The following is a 15,095-nucleotide window of genomic DNA, read 5'->3' on the forward strand; positions in this document are numbered from 1 at the left end:
TCAGGGCCGGTCGGGGCTGTCGGCCCGCGTCTCCGGCTCGTCGGTGGGGGCCTCGGGCTTGTCGCCGGGCCCGACGTTCCCGGTCCCCCGGGGCTCGCCCCGGCCTGTGTCCTGATCGGCGCCTCCGAAGAGGTTGCGCGGCGGGTCCAGCCCCTTCGGGTCGCGGCCCGGGTCGTCCGTGCCGGCGTCGCTGCTGGTGCTCACGGGGTGCCTCCTCGTCGTTGGGCGTCCGCGTTCCCTACCCGCCCGGCAGCGGGATGCATGCGGGGCCGGCCGGTGTTGTACCCGGCGATGACACGAGCAGCGATCCGCGACGAAGCGACAACTCAGGTGCCCCTCCGCGAGGGGCGTGCCACGCTGGAGCCGATGACCACCGCGCCCGAGCAGCAGCCCACCTCCCCGACACCCGACGTGCGCCCCGCACCGGCGGGCCAGTGGGACGAGCCCGACGAGACCACCGGCAGCTACGACCTCGAGCAGCGCGAGGGCCTGCGCCGCGTCGCCGGCCTGTCCACCGAGCTGGCCGACGTCACCGAGGTCGAGTACCGCCAGCTGCGCCTGGAGCGCGTGGTCCTGGTCGGGGTGTGGACCGAGGGGACGCAGGCCGACGCCGACCGCTCGCTCGCCGAGCTCGCGGCGCTGGCCGAGACGGCCGGCTCCGAGGTGCTCGAGGCGGTCAGCCAGCGGCGCTCGACGCCGGACGCCGGCACGTACGTGGGCTCCGGCAAGGCGAACGAGATCCGCGACATCGTCGCCTCGACCGGCGCCGACACCGTGATCTGCGACGGCGAGCTGACCCCCGGCCAGCTCAACGCGCTGGAGAAGATCCTCAAGGTGAAGGTCGTCGACCGGACGGCGCTGATCCTCGACATCTTCGCCCAGCACGCCAGCAGTCGGGAGGGCAAGGCGCAGGTCGAGCTCGCCCAGATGCAGTACATGCTGCCGCGGCTGCGCGGTTGGGGTGAGTCGCTGTCCCGGCAGGCCGGTGGCCGCGTCGCCGGCGGTGGCGGTATCGGTACCCGTGGCCCGGGTGAGACCAAGATCGAGACCGACCGGCGGCGGATCCGCGCCCGGATGAGCAAGCTCCGCCGCGAGATCGCCGGCATGGCGACCGCCCGGGCGACGCAGCGGGCCGGCCGCGACCGCAACGCCGTCCCCAGCGTGGCCATCGCCGGGTACACCAACGCGGGCAAGTCGAGCCTGCTCAACCGGCTGACCGGCGCCGGGGTGCTGGTGGAGAACGCGCTGTTCGCCACCCTGGACCCCACCGTGCGCCGGGCGGAGTCGCCCGACGGCCGCGAGTACACGCTCACCGACACCGTCGGGTTCGTGCGGCACCTGCCGCACCAGCTGGTCGACGCCTTCCGGTCCACGCTGGAGGAGGTGGCCGCCGCCGATCTGCTGCTGCACGTCGTCGACGGCGCCGACCCCGACCCGCTCGGCCAGATCGACGCCGTCCGGGTCGTCCTGGCCGACATCGACGCCCGCTCGGTGCCCGAACTGATCGTGGTGAACAAGGTCGACGCGATGAGCGAGGACGACGTCCTCACCCTGCGGCAGGCGCTGCCCGGCGCGGTCTGGGTGTCGGCCCGCACGGGGGAGGGCATCGACCGGCTGCGGGAGATCGTCGCCACCCGGCTGCCGCATCCCGAGACCGAGGTCGACGTGCTCGTGCCCTACGACCGCGGCGACCTCGTCGCCCGGGTCCACCGGGACGGCGAGGTCCTCAGCGAGAGCCACGAGTCCGCCGGCACGCGGCTCAACGCGCGGGTGGACGGCGCGCTGGCGGCGGCTCTCGGCGACTTCGCCGCACCGGTCGGCTGAGCGGCGCGCCCGGCAGAACCGGGTCGTTCCTCCGGCCGAGGTCACGACTCGGTCACGGCCCGGTACCGTGAGCCGGTGACCAGCGGCGTGGTGCGACGGTCGCCGGACACCCCGGACGCGGGCCGGCGTGTGCCGGAGCACCCGCCCGTCGTGTCCATCGGGCGCCCCACCTGGTGGGCGCTGGGCGTCGCCCTGCTGGTGGGTGCGGTGCTCACCGTCGACCTGCTCGTGCACGGCGTCACCGAGCACGTCGACGGCTGGATCTCCGACACGGTGGGCGGCTGGGGGCTGCGGGACACCGCGGCCTACACCCCGCTCTACTGGGTCACCCAGATCGGTGGACGCGGCTCGGTGCTCATCGTGCTGGTGGGGCTGATCGGCTGGCTCGCCGGCCGGCACCGGACGCTGCGTCCGCTCCTGCGGGTCGTCGTCGCGCTGGTGCTGCTCACCGTCGCCGTCTACGCCCTCAAGTACGCGATCGGCCGGACGGCGCCGGGGCACGGCGGCGACTTCCTGCACCACCCCGACGGCCAGTCCTACCCCTCCGGGCACCTCGCCAACGCGGTGCTGCTGTGGGGGGTGGCCCGCTGGCAGGCCGTCCAGTACGGCATGTCGCCGCGGATCCAGCGTCTGTTCTGGGGGCTGGCCGTGATCGGGCCGGTCCTGTGCACCCTCGCCATGGTCGCCCTCGACTTCCACTGGCTCAGCGACGCCGTCGTCGGCGCGGCGGTGGGGCTGCTGCTGTTGGGCGTGGTTCACGCGCTGGACGATCTGGTGCTGTCACGCTGGCTCGGTGCGCGCGCAGGCCCCCGGCTCTCCTGACCACCCCGGGGTGGCGCGGACGCCGGTCCGGGTGCTGGCCGGCGTCGCGCTCCTGACCGTCGCGGCCCCCACACTCTCCGCCGCCCCCGCGCGCGCCGAGGACGGCGCCGGCGCGACCGTCCAGTGCGAGATCACCGATCCGTCGCTGCCCGAGCTCTCGGGTCTCGTCGTCGGCGCCGACGGCACCATGCTCGCCATCAACGACGGCGGCGACCAGGTCGCCGTGCACGTGATCGACCCCGCCTGCCAGGTCACCGGCGTGCACACCGCCGATGTGGACCCCTACGACCCCGAGGACCTCGCGGTGGGGCCGGACGGGACGGTGTGGCTGGCCGACACGGGCGACAACAACGCCGTCCGCGAGACGGTCGCGCTGCTCGCGCTCCGACCGGACGGATCCACCGGTGTCCACCGGCTCGTCTACCCCGACGGGCCGCGCGACGCCGAAGCGCTGCTGATCGCCCCGGACGGCACGCCGTACGTGGTCACCAAGGAGGTGTTCGGCTCCAGCGACGTCTACCGACCGGTCGCCGCACTGGAGGCGGACGGGACCGTCGGCCTGGTCGAGGTGGCCTCGGTGGATCTCACCCTGACGGGCACCCCGGGTGGCCCGGTGGGCCGGGCCGGGCAGTTGCTGGTGACCGGGGGAGCCGTGGCGCCCGACGGGCACGCCCTGGCCCTGCGGACCTACACCGACGCCTACGTCTGGCCGCTGGTCGGGTCCGACGTCGTCGCCGCCCTCGCTGCCGAACCCGTCCGGGTCGCGCTGCCGAACTCGCCTCAGGGGGAGGCGATCAGCTTCTCCGCCGACGGCTCCGCCCTCGTGGTCGCCAGCGAGGGGCTGCCCAGCGCGGTGACCGTCGTCCCCGTGCCGACCGGGACCGCGCCCGCCGACGCCACCGGCGCATCGGACGGCTCGCTCACCGACGTCCTCACCGAGTCCGACGACGGCGTCTCGCCGGTCGCCGCCGGGCTGACCGCCGCCGTCGTGGCGACCCTGGCGCTGTGGGTGGTCGGCCGCTGGCGCCGACGCGGGTCGGCGCCCGGTGGTCCGCCGCGCGGCTGAGCGCGCGCTCGACGGGGGCCGTGCCCGGACCGGTCGGCGGCCGCCGACCGGTCCGGCGGGAGATCAGACCCGGCGCAGGACCGTGACCACGCGGCCGAGCACGGTCGCGTCGTCGCCGGGGATCGGCTCGTAGGCCGGGTTGTGCGGCATCAGCCACACGTGCCCGTCCTTGCGCTTGTAGGTCTTCACGGTGGCCTCGCCGTCGATCATGGCGGCGACGATCTCGCCGTTCTCGGCGGTCGGCTGCTGGCGGACGACGACCCAGTCGCCGTCGCAGATCGCCGCCTCGACCATCGAGTCGCCGGCGACGCGGAGCATGAACAGCGTTCCCTCGCCGACCAGCTCGCGCGGCAGCGGGAAGACGTCCTCGACCGCCTGCTCGGCCAGGACCGGGCCACCGGCCGCGATCCGCCCCACCAGCGGCACGTAGGTGGGCGTGGGGCTGGCGGAGTCCTCGGCGACGGGCGGCGGGGCGAAGACGCCACCGGCCGCGGGGATCTCGCCCGGCAGCCGGACGTCCAGCGCGCGCGGCCGGTTCGGGTCCCGGCGCAGCCAGCCCTTCTTCTGCAGGACGGAGAGCTGGTGGGCGACGGAGGAGGCCGAGGACAGGCCCACCGCCTCGCCGATCTCCCGGACCGAGGGCGGATAGCCCCGGCGGTCGATCGAGTCGCGGATGACCTCCAGCACCCGGCGCTGCCGCTGGGTCAGCCCGTCGCCCGCTTCGCCCCGGTCGGGGAAGGCGCGCACCTCCCCGGTCGGAGCCGGTGCGGTACCCGCCGCCGCGCCGCTCCCGCGTCGTGACCCGCCGCGCCCGCTCGACGTCCCGCTCGTGCCCGCCACGTCTCCTCCTCGCCGGCCGTGGAACCACGGCTCGTTCGTCCGCCCGACGGCGTCGGCCGCGTTGCCTGCGCCGGCGTCGGGTGGTGCCCGTCCGGACGGTAGCGCGTCCAGCGCTCGTTCTCAAACACATGTTCGAAGTCGACGGGTGTCGGCTCGATCCTGTCGGCGGCGTGCGGTAGACATCGCACAGACGTTCGATTCGAACAGCTGTTCGGTCGCCGGGTGATCGGCGGCGGTCGTGGGAGGAGGTGCTGGGGTGGCGGGCACAGGGCGCGAGATCGGGTACTCCGGTGGGGGTGGCACGGGGCCGCGGGTGGCGGGGCCGGTGCGGCCGACGGGTGAGCGCGTGGCGGGGCGAGGGGTGGTGCGCGGCGTCGGTCCGCTCGCCGGCGCGCCGCCCGCCCGGCGCGACGGGGTGCGCCCGGGCGCGCGGCCGGTGCGGCTCGAGGGGGGTGCCGTCCGCCCCGGCCGGGTGCGCGGCGGCGTCGCCACCCGCCGCGCGGGCGGGGGTGCACCTCTGCGGCTGACCCGGCGCGGCTGGTGCGCGCTGACCGCGCTCGCCGTGGCGGTGGCGGCGCTCGCGGTGCTGGTCCTGTCGGCCGTGCTGGCTCCGGAGGGTGAGCTGGAGCTGGCCGGCGTCAGCAGCGTCGTCGTGCAGCCGGGGGACACCGTGTGGTCGATCGCGGCGTCGGTGGCCGGTCCGGAGGCCGACGTGCGCACGGTCGTCGACGCGATCGAGCGGCTCAACGACCTCGAGGGCGCGACCATCGTCCCGGGTCAGGTGCTGGAGGTGCCGTGAGCGCCCGGGGAATGCGGGTCGCGCCGGCGCCTCCACAATCCTGGAGCTCGATGTTCGTCAACCCTCGGGGCGCCGTCCTCCCCGGGACGGTGGGGGGCGGCGACCTAGCGTGGCGCTCGTGCCCATGGACCAGCCCGGCCGAGCAGCGGCCACCATCGCCCAGCCCCTCGAGGCGGAGGTCTACGTCGACGGAGCCTGGTGGCCGGGTGCGGTCCTCGGCTGGCGGCACGACGAGACCGGTCGGTGCGAGGCGCACGTGCGGGTGCACTCCGCCGGCGGCGTGCGGATGATCGGGGTCGAGCTCGCCGCGGTCCGTCTGCCCGAAGCCGCTGGGGGGGCGCCGTCCGTTCCGGAGGTGCCCGCCGAGACGGTGGTCATGAGCCGCGCCGAGCTGCGCGAGCGGCTGGGTCAGGCCCTCCCCGGCCGGGTCGCCGGGCGCCGCCGCCGGCATGCGAGCGACCTGACGGCCGAGCTGCCCGTGGTCCGGTGCGTCGACGGTGCCGCCCTGGCCGGTCGCCACCGGGCGCCGGCGTTCGGTGGTCGGCACCGGGCGGGGGGCGACACGCTCCCCGGGTCCGGGCCGAGCCTGCTGACCCGTCCGATCCGGCTGGACGACGTGGTGGCCTTCTCGTGGGGCTCGTCGTCAGCCGCGCGGTCGGCCGCCGCGTCCTGAGCCGCCGCGTCCCGAGCTGTCGCGGCGGGGTCGTCGGCCCCCCACTGCGGGTCGCCCCGGGGTCTCGCGCGGTGCCGCGACCGCGACACGCACTACACCGTTTCCGGGTCGTCGCGCACGCTCTTCGCGCCTGTGCCCGGCGTGTCCGTGTGACTCCTGGTGTGTCTGACCGCCCCTGGTCACGAGCGGGTTGCACGGGAACACGCCACGCCGCGCCGGTCTTGCACATCTAGTGGGGCCCTGCCTAGGGTTCCCCTACATCTAGTAGTTGCACCGATGTAAGTCCGTCCACAGGTCGTCCTCAGCTCCTCCCCGGGATGTGCACCGGTTGTCCCCAGGAGGGTCCACAGGACCCCCGCGGCGGGCACCCGGGACACCGCTCGCGGAGCGAGCCCCGGGGCGGGGTGCCGGGCAGGGGGAGGAGGAACCGCCGTGCGTTGTCCCTTCTGCCACAACCCGGACTCCCGGGTCATCGAGACCCGGGAGGCCGAGGAGGGCGCCACGACCCGTCGGCGCCGTTCCTGTCCCGCCTGTGCGCGCCGGTTCACGACGGTCGAGGAGCCGGTGCTCGCCGTCGTCAAGCGCAGCGGGGTGAGCGAGCCGTTCAACCGCAGCAAGGTCGTCGCCGGCGTGCGCCGGGCCTGCCAGGGCCGGCCGGTCGACGAGGACCAGCTGCAGAAGCTGGCGCAGCAGGTCGAGGACGCGATCCGGGCGACCGGCGCGGCCGAGGTCCCCAGTCACGAGGTGGGGCTGGCGATCCTGCGGCCGCTGCGCGAGCTCGACGAGGTCGCCTACCTCCGCTTCGCCAGCGTCTACCGGGCCTTCACCTCGATCGAGGACTTCGAGAAGGAGATCACCGAGCTGCGGTCCCGGCACCTCATCGCCGGCACGCTGCCGCTGCCCGGCATGCAGCCGGACCTGCCCGCCGCCCGCCGCCGCGGGGGCACGCGGGCCACGAACGCCCCGGACGGCAGCACGAACGGCTGACGCCTGCCGTCCACCCCAGAACTGTCAGCACCAGCGGGTACACAACCAATCAGCAGTACCGGGCCCGGCGCTCCCCCGCCGGCGCCCACACACAGAGGGAGAGCTCAGTGACCGAGACCGAGGACCGCCTGTCGGGCCGCACGCGTCGCGCCGCCAAGGCGCCGACCCGGGGGAAGGGCCTGAAGGTCAAGCGGGTCTTCACCACCGCCGGTGTGCACCCGTACGACGAGGTGACCTGGGAGCGTCGTGACGTCGTCATGACCAACTGGCGGGACGGCTCGATCAACTTCGAGCAGCGCGGCGTGGAGTTCCCGTCCGAGTGGAGCATCAACGCCACCAACATCGTCACGACCAAGTACTTCCGGGGTGCGGTCGGCACCGCGCAGCGCGAGACCAGCCTGCGCCAGCTCATCGACCGGGTGGTGCTCACCTATGGCGCCGCCGGCCGGGAGCACGGCTACTTCGCGACCGAGGGCGACGCCGAGATCTTCGAGCACGAGCTCACCTGGATGCTGCTGCGCCAGTACTTCAGCTTCAACAGCCCCGTGTGGTTCAACGTGGGCACGAGTGCGCCGCAGCAGGTCAGCGCCTGCTTCATCCTCGCCGTCGACGACACGATGGACTCGATCCTGAACTGGTACCGGGAGGAGGGGCTGATCTTCAAGGGCGGCTCCGGCGCCGGCCTGAACCTCTCCCGCATCCGCTCCTCCAAGGAGCTGCTCTCCTCCGGTGGCACCGCCTCGGGACCGGTCAGCTTCATGCGCGGGGCCGACGCCTCCGCCGGCACGATCAAGTCCGGTGGGGCCACCCGCCGCGCGGCCAAGATGGTCGTCCTCGACATCGACCACCCCGACATCGAGGAGTTCGTCGAGACCAAGGCGCGCGAGGAGAACAAGATCCGCGCGCTGCGCGACGCCGGGTACGACATGGACCTCGGCGGCAAGGACATCACGAGCGTCCAGTACCAGAACGCCAACAACTCCGTCCGGGTCTCCGACGAGTTCATGCGCGCGGTGGAGGACGGCACGGACTTCGGCCTGCGCGGTCGGATGGACGGCTCGGTGATCGAGACCGTCGACGCGAAGACGCTGTTCCGCAAGGTCACCCAGGCCGCCTGGGAGTGCGCCGACCCGGGCATCCAGTACGACGACACGATCAACGACTGGCACACCAACCCCGAGACGGGCCGGATCAACGCGTCCAACCCCTGCTCGGAGTACATGAGCCTGGACAACAGCTCGTGCAACCTGGCGTCGCTGAACCTCATGAAGTTCCTGAAGGACGACGGCACGTTCGACTCCAGGAACTTCATCAAGTCCGTCGAGCTGGTCATCACGGCGATGGACATCTCCATCTGCTTCGCCGACTTCCCGACCGACCCGATCGGGGAGACCACCCGCGCCTACCGGCAGCTGGGCATCGGCTACGCCAACCTCGGCGCGCTGCTGATGGCCACCGGTCACGCGTACGACTCCCGCGGCGGTCAGACGCTGGCCGCGGCGATCACCTCGCTGATGACCGGCACCGCCTACCGCCGCTCGGCCGAGCTGGCCGGCATCGTCGGCGCCTACGACGGCTACGCCCGCAACGCCGACGCCCACGCCCGGGTGATGCGCAAGCACTCGTCGGCCAACGACGCGATCCGCCCGGTCGGAGCCGACGACGCCGACGTGCTCAAGGCCGCGACCGCGCAGTGGCAGGAGTGCCTGGAGATCGGTGGCGAGAACGGCTGGCGCAACGCCCAGGCCTCCGTGCTGGCCCCCACCGGGACCATCGGCTTCATGATGGACTGCGACACGACCGGCATCGAGCCGGACTTCTCGCTGGTCAAGTTCAAGAAGCTGGTCGGCGGCGGCTCCATGCAGATCGTCAACCAGACGGTGCCGCGGGCGCTGCGCAGCCTGGGCTACCAGGACGAGCAGGTCGAGGCGATCGTCGAGTTCATCGCCGAGCACGGCCACGTCGTCAACGCCCCGAGCCTGCGCCCGGAGCACTACGAGGTCTTCGACTGCGCGATGGGCGAGCGGGCCATCAGCCCGATGGGCCACGTGCGCATGATGGCCGCGGTCCAGCCGTTCATCTCCGGCGCCATCAGCAAGACGGTCAACATGCCGGAGACGGCGACCGTCGAGGACGTGGAGAACATCTACTTCCAGGGCTGGAAGCTCGGCCTCAAGGCGCTGGCGATCTACCGCGACAACTGCAAGGTCGGCCAGCCGCTGTCCGACGGCAAGGGCAAGAACGAGGGGAAGCAGGCCGAGGCGAAGGTCGAGGCCGCCGCCGTGCCGGGCGCGATGTCGCACCCGGTGCGCAAGCGCCTGCCGAAGAAGCGCACGAGCATGACCACGTCGTTCAGCGTGGCCGGCGCCGAGGGCTACATGACCGCCGGCATGTACGAGGACGGCAGCCTCGGCGAGGTCTTCCTCAAGCTGGGCAAGCAGGGCTCGACCCTGGCCGGTGTCATGGACGCCTTCTCGATCGGCATCTCGATCGCGCTGCAGCACGGTGTGCCGCTGGAGACCTACATCCAGAAGTTCACCAACATGCGCTTCGAGCCCGCCGGCATGACCGACGACCCGGACATCCGCATCGCCCAGTCGGTGATGGACTACATCTTCCGTCGCCTGGCCCTGGACCACCTGTCGGTGGACAAGCGGGCCAACCTCGGCATCTTCAGTGCCGAGGAGCGGGCGGCGCAGGTGTCGGGATACGACACCCCCGCCTCGACCGCCGCGGTGGTCGAGGAGGAGGAGGTCGACGTCGAGGCCCTCCGCGGCTCGGTGCCGACCGAGGCGCCGGCCAAGCCGGAGGCCAGGAAGAAGGACCTCAAGGAGGCCCACAGCTCCGCCGAGCTGCTGGAGCTGGTGACCGGGACCGCCACCGACGCGCCGCTGTGCATGACCTGCGGCACGAAGATGCGCCCCGCCGGCAGCTGCTACGTCTGCGAGGGCTGCGGCTCCACCAGCGGCTGCAGCTGATAGCGGATCTCAGAATGCTGTCACCAGAATCTCAGCATTCTGACACCGTGTTCTCGACATCCTGTCACTGATGATCTCGGCAATCTGGCACCAGTGAGGGAGTGCAAGTAAGAGGGGCGGGCGACCACTTGGTCGCCCGCCCCTCCTGCGTCTCTGTCGGCTTACTCTTCGATGTCCGGGAGTACGAGACGAAGGTCGACGGTGGGCTGGTACTGAGCCTTTTCGCCGACTTCGATGCAGCCCATGTTCTTCAACGCCCCGAGGCTGAGTTTCTCCTGATTGCCGATATTGCGGTGGAAGACGGCCTCGCCGTTGACGATCCGCAGGAGCGTGCGGGCCTGGCTCCGGTTCAGGCCAGCCGTCACGGTCTGCAGGCGGCCTATGGCGTGAAGGACGGCCTTGTCGGGGGAGTCGCTCGCCGCGATCTTCACCCTGCCGCTGCTGGCCTGAAGGCGAAGCCCGGTGCCTTCGAGCGCGGCGGGGATCGCAGCGAGCGCCGCCTCGATGCGCTCGCGCTTCCATCTCAGGATGCGGGCTGCATGGGCGACGGACACGAGGCTGGGTGCGGACACGAGGATCGGGACAAGAGTCTGCACGTCTTCTTCGGTGTCGACGGCGGGCACCGGCGTTGACACCGGGTCCGGCGGTGCCAACAGTTCTGGAACGCTGATGCCAAGTTCTGTTGCCAACCGGTTGATCTGCGCCAGCGAGACATGCCCGTCCAACTGGTGAGATTGGCGCGCTTGCCGGAACTGGAACTGGGGAATCTGAGTGTTCCGCACGATCGCTCGTTCGGACAGGTTCAGTGCGTTCATGCGGTCGGTGATGAGGTTGGGTGTCAGGTGGTACTTCATTGGACCGGTGCGACCTTCACTCCGTAGTTGTGCTGCCACCGGTCGTTCCTCAAGGCCGCCCAGTTGGTGGTGATAGGAAGCGCGAGTTCCCTGGTGACCCGGCGAATCCCGGCACGCGCGGCGTTGAGGTCCTTATCGATGAGCGGTGGGTTCTCATCGGCGGCAATGAGGCGTAGCCATCGCTGCGCAGCGAGGATGGGTCGCGCGCCGGAGTCGATGGCCGTGGTCAGAGAGGGGATGGTTCCGTCGGGCTGGACGTCGAGTGCCCGGATCGCGAGCGAGTCCTCAGTGCTGATGTGGTGGGCATGCAGGACGGCGGCGGCAGCGCGCCACGGGTCGGCGTAGGACGACAGCGCTTGGTAGTGCGCGGCTGTGAGGGGGTTGACGAGGCGCAGGTGTAGGAATCGTTCGAGGTGCCCGAGACTGACGCGCACGTTGAGGCCGTTGCGGAAAAGTCCGGCCTGCACAGCGCGGACGGTGGTGGTGGCAGGTAGCGGGGAGGAGCCGTGCCGCTGCCACAGCCCGGCGATGAGGCGGGCGATGTCCTCCGCGGTTGAGGCTCCGCTGTGTCGAGCCGTCCGGTAGGAATCGAGGTACACCCGGTCGGCCGTGGCCACCACCTCTGTCGGCCAGAGGGCCCGGTAGGTGGGGCGGTAGGAGATCCAGTCATCGTCGGGGATCTCGATCTCGTCTCGCCCGTCCTCGTCGCTGGGCGCGGCGGCCGGTGCGGGAGCGCGCAGTTCGACAGGGAGGTCGGTGAAGCGACGGTTCCTGCCGCCGAGTTGCTCGATCGTCGGTGCGTGAACGGCCGTCTCGCCGTACCCGCTGATCAGGTGAAGGTTCGCACCGATCCGCTGGGCGAAGTCGAGGCTTTCGTGGATGCCGTTGAGGTCCATGTCCTGGACTTCGCCGAAGTACACGTCGGTAATGCCTCGGGCCAATGACCATGCGCTGGCGGCATTGAGCAGCGTGTTGGAACCCTGCGCCTTGCTGTAGAGGTCACGGGTCGCCCCGAGGCTGCGCAAGACGTCGGCAGCGAGGGAGTGGATCGACTTCGAGTTCGGGCGTGCGATGGCACGGATCGCCAGGGGAAGGTTGACGGCATCAACGAGGCCATCCAAGTCCTTGCCCCGCGGGGCTTCGTAGTGGAACAGCCCGGTCATGCGGCGACCTGCTCATCGATGGAGACGATGGCATCGTCGAAATCCGTCTGCGTCGCTTCGGTGACGTCCCAGTCCTGCAGCGTTTCGAGGAGGTCGATCCAGCGGCGCAAGTTGCCGCGGGCGAACTTGTCGTCCGCGTAGCGGATGACGTCGTCGGACACCCCGGCCAGCCGGTCGTCGAGCGCGCGGACGGTGTCGAACAGGTCTTGTCCGTCGAGTTCATGAAAAGTGCGCCGGAGCCGGATTCGGGAGTCAAGCGGAGTGTTCTCCCGAACTGTTGCCATCGCGCCGTAGCCGACGAGGAGGAGCGGAAAGCGCGGACGGGTGATGTCGTGGATGTACCGGGCCTCGGTCAGCCCCTTAATCCGTACGTTCTGCACCTCATCGAGGATCAGCAGGCCCCGCCATTCACCGAGCGCGGTAGCGAGTTCCGCTTCCATCTCAGTCTTGTTGTCGCCGGACGGGTTGTGCCCGGTGACGGCCGTGATGCTGATCCGGAGGATGTCGAGTGGCGCCGGATTCTCCGGCATGACGGCGATGGCACTGGGGCGGTCGCACTTCTCCGCGGCCCACTGCGCGAACGTCGTCTTGCCAGTGCCGGGCGGCCCGTCGATCAGCCCGATTTTGTTCCTGCCGAGCAAGCCTGTCATCGCAGTCGCGGCAGACCGGAAACTGGGCGTGTGCACAAGTGGGTGATCAAGTTCAAGGCGAGGTGGCAAGACCAGTGCGGACATGTCCGGCCGCTGCTTACGGTCCCGCGTCGACCTACGACCCAGGTCACTCAGTTCAGTCGTCATTGATGCCACCAAAGTTCGAGCCAGGGCGCTTGCTGATGCGCTCCTTGGCGTGCTGGATCTTCTTTATGCGGCGCTTCTCCTCCGCCTTCGTCCGGGAGGGGGCCACCTGGCGCTTGAGTCGCTGCGGCGTCGTCGGATCGACTCGGTCGATCTCCACTGCTTCCGCGGGTTCCCCGTTTTGCTCTAGGCGCGGTTCAGTGCGGTCGCGACGGAAATCGAGAGCGGTGACGTTGGAGACAGCGTCGTCGACCGCCGCCTGCTGCTCGGTCGTCATGTCACCGTCGTAGGCGGCCTCGTCGCCGGTCGCGTGCTGGTGACGCCGGTCCTGAACGGCGGCGGCGTTGATCCGCTTGAGCAGGTCGAGGTCGCGCTCCCGGTTGCGCAGGATCGCCTGGCGCTGCGTCTCAGTCAGCAGCCTGCGGTCAAAGGCGCGGCAGATCCATGTGTCACCGTCGAAGACCTCGATGAACCGGGTCTCCCGGCTCAAGTAGCGGACGGTGACCTTGGCGCCCGTCTCCCGGTAGGCGTTCAACTCCGGGGCGAGGTAGTCGACGCCACGGAACCGGATGCCTTCACCGTTAATCGCCCGGTCGAAGGACGCGCGCATCATCATCGCCCGCACCGTCTCCTCCGCGATCGGAGTCACCTCAGTGGGGTCGTCCCGCCACGCGACCAACGGGGGCTGGTCACCCAACCGCACCAGTCGGGTGGTGACGTTCTGGGTCTCCAACCACTGGTCAAGGTGCTTCTGCAGCGACTCCATCGTCAGCACCATGTCCGGGTCGATCTCATCTGGAGTAGACGGGCAGAGAAGCGGTTGCCCGTCGTCGCCGTTACCGCCCTTGGTGTAGGCGGGCAGCGCAGCCAACAGTTGCTTGTTCAGGCCGCTGAAGGTGGACTCCGCCGGTCCGTTCTGATGCTTGTAGAACGCCTTGGTCGGGGCGATGACGACGCCGAGCATGACCGCGCCGCGGGTCACCGCCTCGGCGAAGTGCTCCCTGGCGTTGTCCAGCACCAGTTGCACGGGCAGCCCGCCGACCGGGATGGTCTCGCCGTCGATGACGTATTCGCGTGTAGTGGCTGCGGTGGCGAGCAAGTCGCACATCGCGTCCTCATTCGGGCGGCCCGCGTACGCCACTGCGGCGAGCCGCATGGAGGTGGCGTTGTCCCGGACGATGCCGATCCAGGGGCGCACGACCTGGGCGCGCGAAAGGCTCACCCAGACGTCGGCCTGGGTCCAGTCCAGGTGCCAGGTGTGGTTGCGGTGCGGAGCCGTCATCGACAGGTACACCTGGTGCCGCCCCATCGCGTCCCAGCCGTGCAGGATGCCTTCGCGGATGCTCGGCGGCAGGTTCTTGAAGGCCCGGGCAAACGTCGGATACGACACCCGACCTGGGGAGTGCTCTTCCGGCCACAGGAGGGCGTGAGCCGCCTTCAAGTTCAGCACAGACCTGACGGCCGTCAGATGATCCTCATCGATCTCGAACGGGTTGCCCTTGCGATGCGGCCCCGCCTCGTCTGTCGATGGCGTCTTCGGGATGCTCGCTGAGGCGGGCTCGGCGGCTCGCGCCTGGTAGTCAGCGATCCAGCGGCGCAGGCTCCGCGGCGCGATCCCGGCGTGCGAGGCGATCTGCTCGACGGCGAAGTTCGGCAGCACTCCGCCGTAGGTCGACTGATACGCCAGCGCAGCGCGCACGACCGCGTCCTTCTCGGTGTGGGTCATGCCGCGTCCTTCCGCAGGGTCGCGGCAGGGGAGTCGGTGAGCCGGTGAACTTCTCCGTCGGCGCTGATGAAGCGGGCCTCGCCGGGGTTCCGCAGGGGAAGGAATCGGACTCCGGCGAACCCGGAGTCCCACTTCTGAACGCCGAACTCCCGGTACCGCTGCGGCTGCGCGAGCATCGACGCGTCCACGTTCAGGCGCACCCACGCGGTCGTCTTCAACTCGTCAATGACGATCCCGAGTCCGGGAATCGACCAGACAAGGTCCACCCGTCCGCCGTCGAACGGGATCTCGGCGCCGAGGTAGTCGGCGTCCATATCCGGTGCGTACCGGTGCAGGTAGGCGCAAGCAAGGGACGTGATCTGGGCGCGGGCCTTCGCCAGGTTGCCGAACACCCTGGTGTCCCGGGCAGCCGCGTTCACCCACTCGGTTGCCCGCTGCGCGATGGCACCGGGCTGCTCGCCGCGATGCTCAGCGATCGCGGCAGCGCACTGGTGGACCAGCGAGCCGATCGCCACGTGCCAGTCGCTCATCCCCGGCCGCACCTCGCGAGGGGCCCTCAAAGAGGTTCC

General features: G+C 70.8%; 14 protein-coding genes. 7 read left to right on the top strand and 7 right to left on the bottom strand.

All coding sequences use genetic code 11. The features are described from left to right. Complete coding sequence (locus tag BMY88_RS17505; protein ID WP_091946465.1) at nt 1-204, bottom strand: hypothetical protein; 204 nt, start codon at nt 202-204, stop codon at nt 1-3. 162 nt (nt 205-366) lie between these two features. Between BMY88_RS17505 and hflX the strand changes: the two genes are divergently transcribed. From hflX to BMY88_RS17520, 3 genes are all read left to right on the top strand, one after another. Beyond that, nucleotides 367-1,824 carry a GTPase HflX gene (gene hflX, locus BMY88_RS17510; RefSeq protein ID WP_091946721.1) on the top strand — a complete coding sequence of 486 codons (1,458 nt, stop codon included), beginning with the start codon at nt 367-369 and terminating at the stop codon, nt 1,822-1,824. A 75-nt stretch (nt 1,825-1,899) separates the two neighbouring features. Further along, the gene (locus BMY88_RS17515) at nt 1,900-2,646 is read left to right on the top strand and encodes a phosphatase PAP2 family protein (RefSeq protein WP_244524763.1); all 747 of its coding nucleotides are present in this window, start codon (nt 1,900-1,902) and stop codon (nt 2,644-2,646) included. Then, nucleotides 2,618-3,712 (top strand): SMP-30/gluconolactonase/LRE family protein, encoded by a 1,095-nt coding sequence (locus BMY88_RS17520; protein WP_211435701.1) that lies wholly within the window; start codon nt 2,618-2,620, stop codon nt 3,710-3,712. Before BMY88_RS17515 ends, BMY88_RS17520 begins: the two co-directional genes overlap by 29 nt. Before the next feature lie 63 nt (nt 3,713-3,775). Here BMY88_RS17520 and lexA read toward each other — a convergent pair whose 3' ends face one another. Next, a complete protein-coding gene (gene lexA / locus BMY88_RS17525; protein WP_091946468.1) occupies nt 3,776-4,552 on the bottom strand; it encodes a transcriptional repressor LexA in 777 nt (258 codons plus the stop codon). Nucleotides 4,553-4,808: 256 nt separating this feature from the next. Here lexA and BMY88_RS17530 point away from each other — a divergent pair, with 256 nt between their 5' ends. The 4 genes from BMY88_RS17530 (at nt 4,809) to BMY88_RS17545 (ending at nt 9,989) form a co-directional block, all read left to right on the top strand. Then, nucleotides 4,809-5,351: a LysM peptidoglycan-binding domain-containing protein gene (locus tag BMY88_RS17530; protein WP_091946471.1), complete on the top strand. Its 543-nt coding sequence runs from the start codon at nt 4,809-4,811 to the stop codon at nt 5,349-5,351. 118 nt (nt 5,352-5,469) lie between these two features. Beyond that, nucleotides 5,470-6,024: a hypothetical protein gene (locus BMY88_RS17535; RefSeq protein WP_139220507.1), complete on the top strand. Its 555-nt coding sequence runs from the start codon at nt 5,470-5,472 to the stop codon at nt 6,022-6,024. 432 nt (nt 6,025-6,456) lie between these two features. Further along, a complete protein-coding gene (gene nrdR / locus BMY88_RS17540; protein ID WP_091946476.1) occupies nt 6,457-7,011 on the top strand; it encodes a transcriptional regulator NrdR in 555 nt (184 codons plus the stop codon). A 107-nt stretch (nt 7,012-7,118) separates the two neighbouring features. Continuing rightward, on the top strand, nt 7,119-9,989 hold the full coding sequence (locus tag BMY88_RS17545) for a vitamin B12-dependent ribonucleotide reductase (protein ID WP_091946479.1): 2,871 nt from the start codon (nt 7,119-7,121) through the stop codon (nt 9,987-9,989). A gap of 161 nt (nt 9,990-10,150) precedes the next feature. Here the strand turns inward: BMY88_RS17545 and BMY88_RS17550 are convergent, their stop codons facing one another. The 5 genes from BMY88_RS17550 to BMY88_RS17570 all read right to left on the bottom strand — a co-directional run bounded on the left by BMY88_RS17550 (nt 10,151) and on the right by BMY88_RS17570 (nt 15,056). Then, on the bottom strand, nt 10,151-10,843 hold the full coding sequence (locus BMY88_RS17550; RefSeq protein WP_091946484.1) for a hypothetical protein: 693 nt from the start codon (nt 10,841-10,843) through the stop codon (nt 10,151-10,153). Further along, a complete protein-coding gene (locus tag BMY88_RS17555) occupies nt 10,840-12,006 on the bottom strand; it encodes a hypothetical protein (RefSeq protein ID WP_091946487.1) in 1,167 nt (388 codons plus the stop codon). The genes BMY88_RS17550 and BMY88_RS17555 overlap by 4 nt, the downstream gene beginning before the upstream one ends. Further along, nucleotides 12,003-12,656, bottom strand: coding sequence for an AAA family ATPase (locus BMY88_RS17560; RefSeq protein WP_170861157.1), 654 nt, complete (start codon nt 12,654-12,656; stop codon nt 12,003-12,005). Before BMY88_RS17560 ends, BMY88_RS17555 begins: the two co-directional genes overlap by 4 nt. Before the next feature lie 136 nt (nt 12,657-12,792). After that, on the bottom strand, nt 12,793-14,526 hold the full coding sequence (locus BMY88_RS17565) for a Mu transposase C-terminal domain-containing protein (RefSeq protein WP_091946493.1): 1,734 nt from the start codon (nt 14,524-14,526) through the stop codon (nt 12,793-12,795). Beyond that, nucleotides 14,523-15,056: a PD-(D/E)XK nuclease family protein gene (locus BMY88_RS17570; RefSeq protein WP_091946497.1), complete on the bottom strand. Its 534-nt coding sequence runs from the start codon at nt 15,054-15,056 to the stop codon at nt 14,523-14,525. Before BMY88_RS17570 ends, BMY88_RS17565 begins: the two co-directional genes overlap by 4 nt. Nucleotides 15,057-15,095 lie beyond the last annotated feature (39 nt).

Source organism: Trujillonella endophytica (assembly GCF_900110555.1).
GTDB lineage: Bacteria > Actinomycetota > Actinomycetes > Mycobacteriales > Geodermatophilaceae > Trujillonella > Trujillonella endophytica.

What these genes read in the sequence shown, in the direction of transcription:
- BMY88_RS17560 (WP_170861157.1), bottom strand. Translation starts at nt 12,656, where the DNA reads ATGACAGGCTTGCTCGGCAGGAACAAAATCGGGCTGATCGACGGGCCG.
- BMY88_RS17555 (WP_091946487.1), bottom strand. Translation starts at nt 12,006, where the DNA reads ATGACCGGGCTGTTCCACTACGAAGCCCCGCGGGGCAAGGACTTGGAT.
- BMY88_RS17550 (WP_091946484.1), bottom strand. Translation starts at nt 10,843, where the DNA reads ATGAAGTACCACCTGACACCCAACCTCATCACCGACCGCATGAACGCA.
- hflX (WP_091946721.1), top strand. Translation starts at nt 367, where the DNA reads ATGACCACCGCGCCCGAGCAGCAGCCCACCTCCCCGACACCCGACGTG.
- BMY88_RS17565 (WP_091946493.1), bottom strand. Translation starts at nt 14,526, where the DNA reads ATGACCCACACCGAGAAGGACGCGGTCGTGCGCGCTGCGCTGGCGTAT.
- BMY88_RS17570 (WP_091946497.1), bottom strand. Translation starts at nt 15,056, where the DNA reads ATGAGCGACTGGCACGTGGCGATCGGCTCGCTGGTCCACCAGTGCGCT.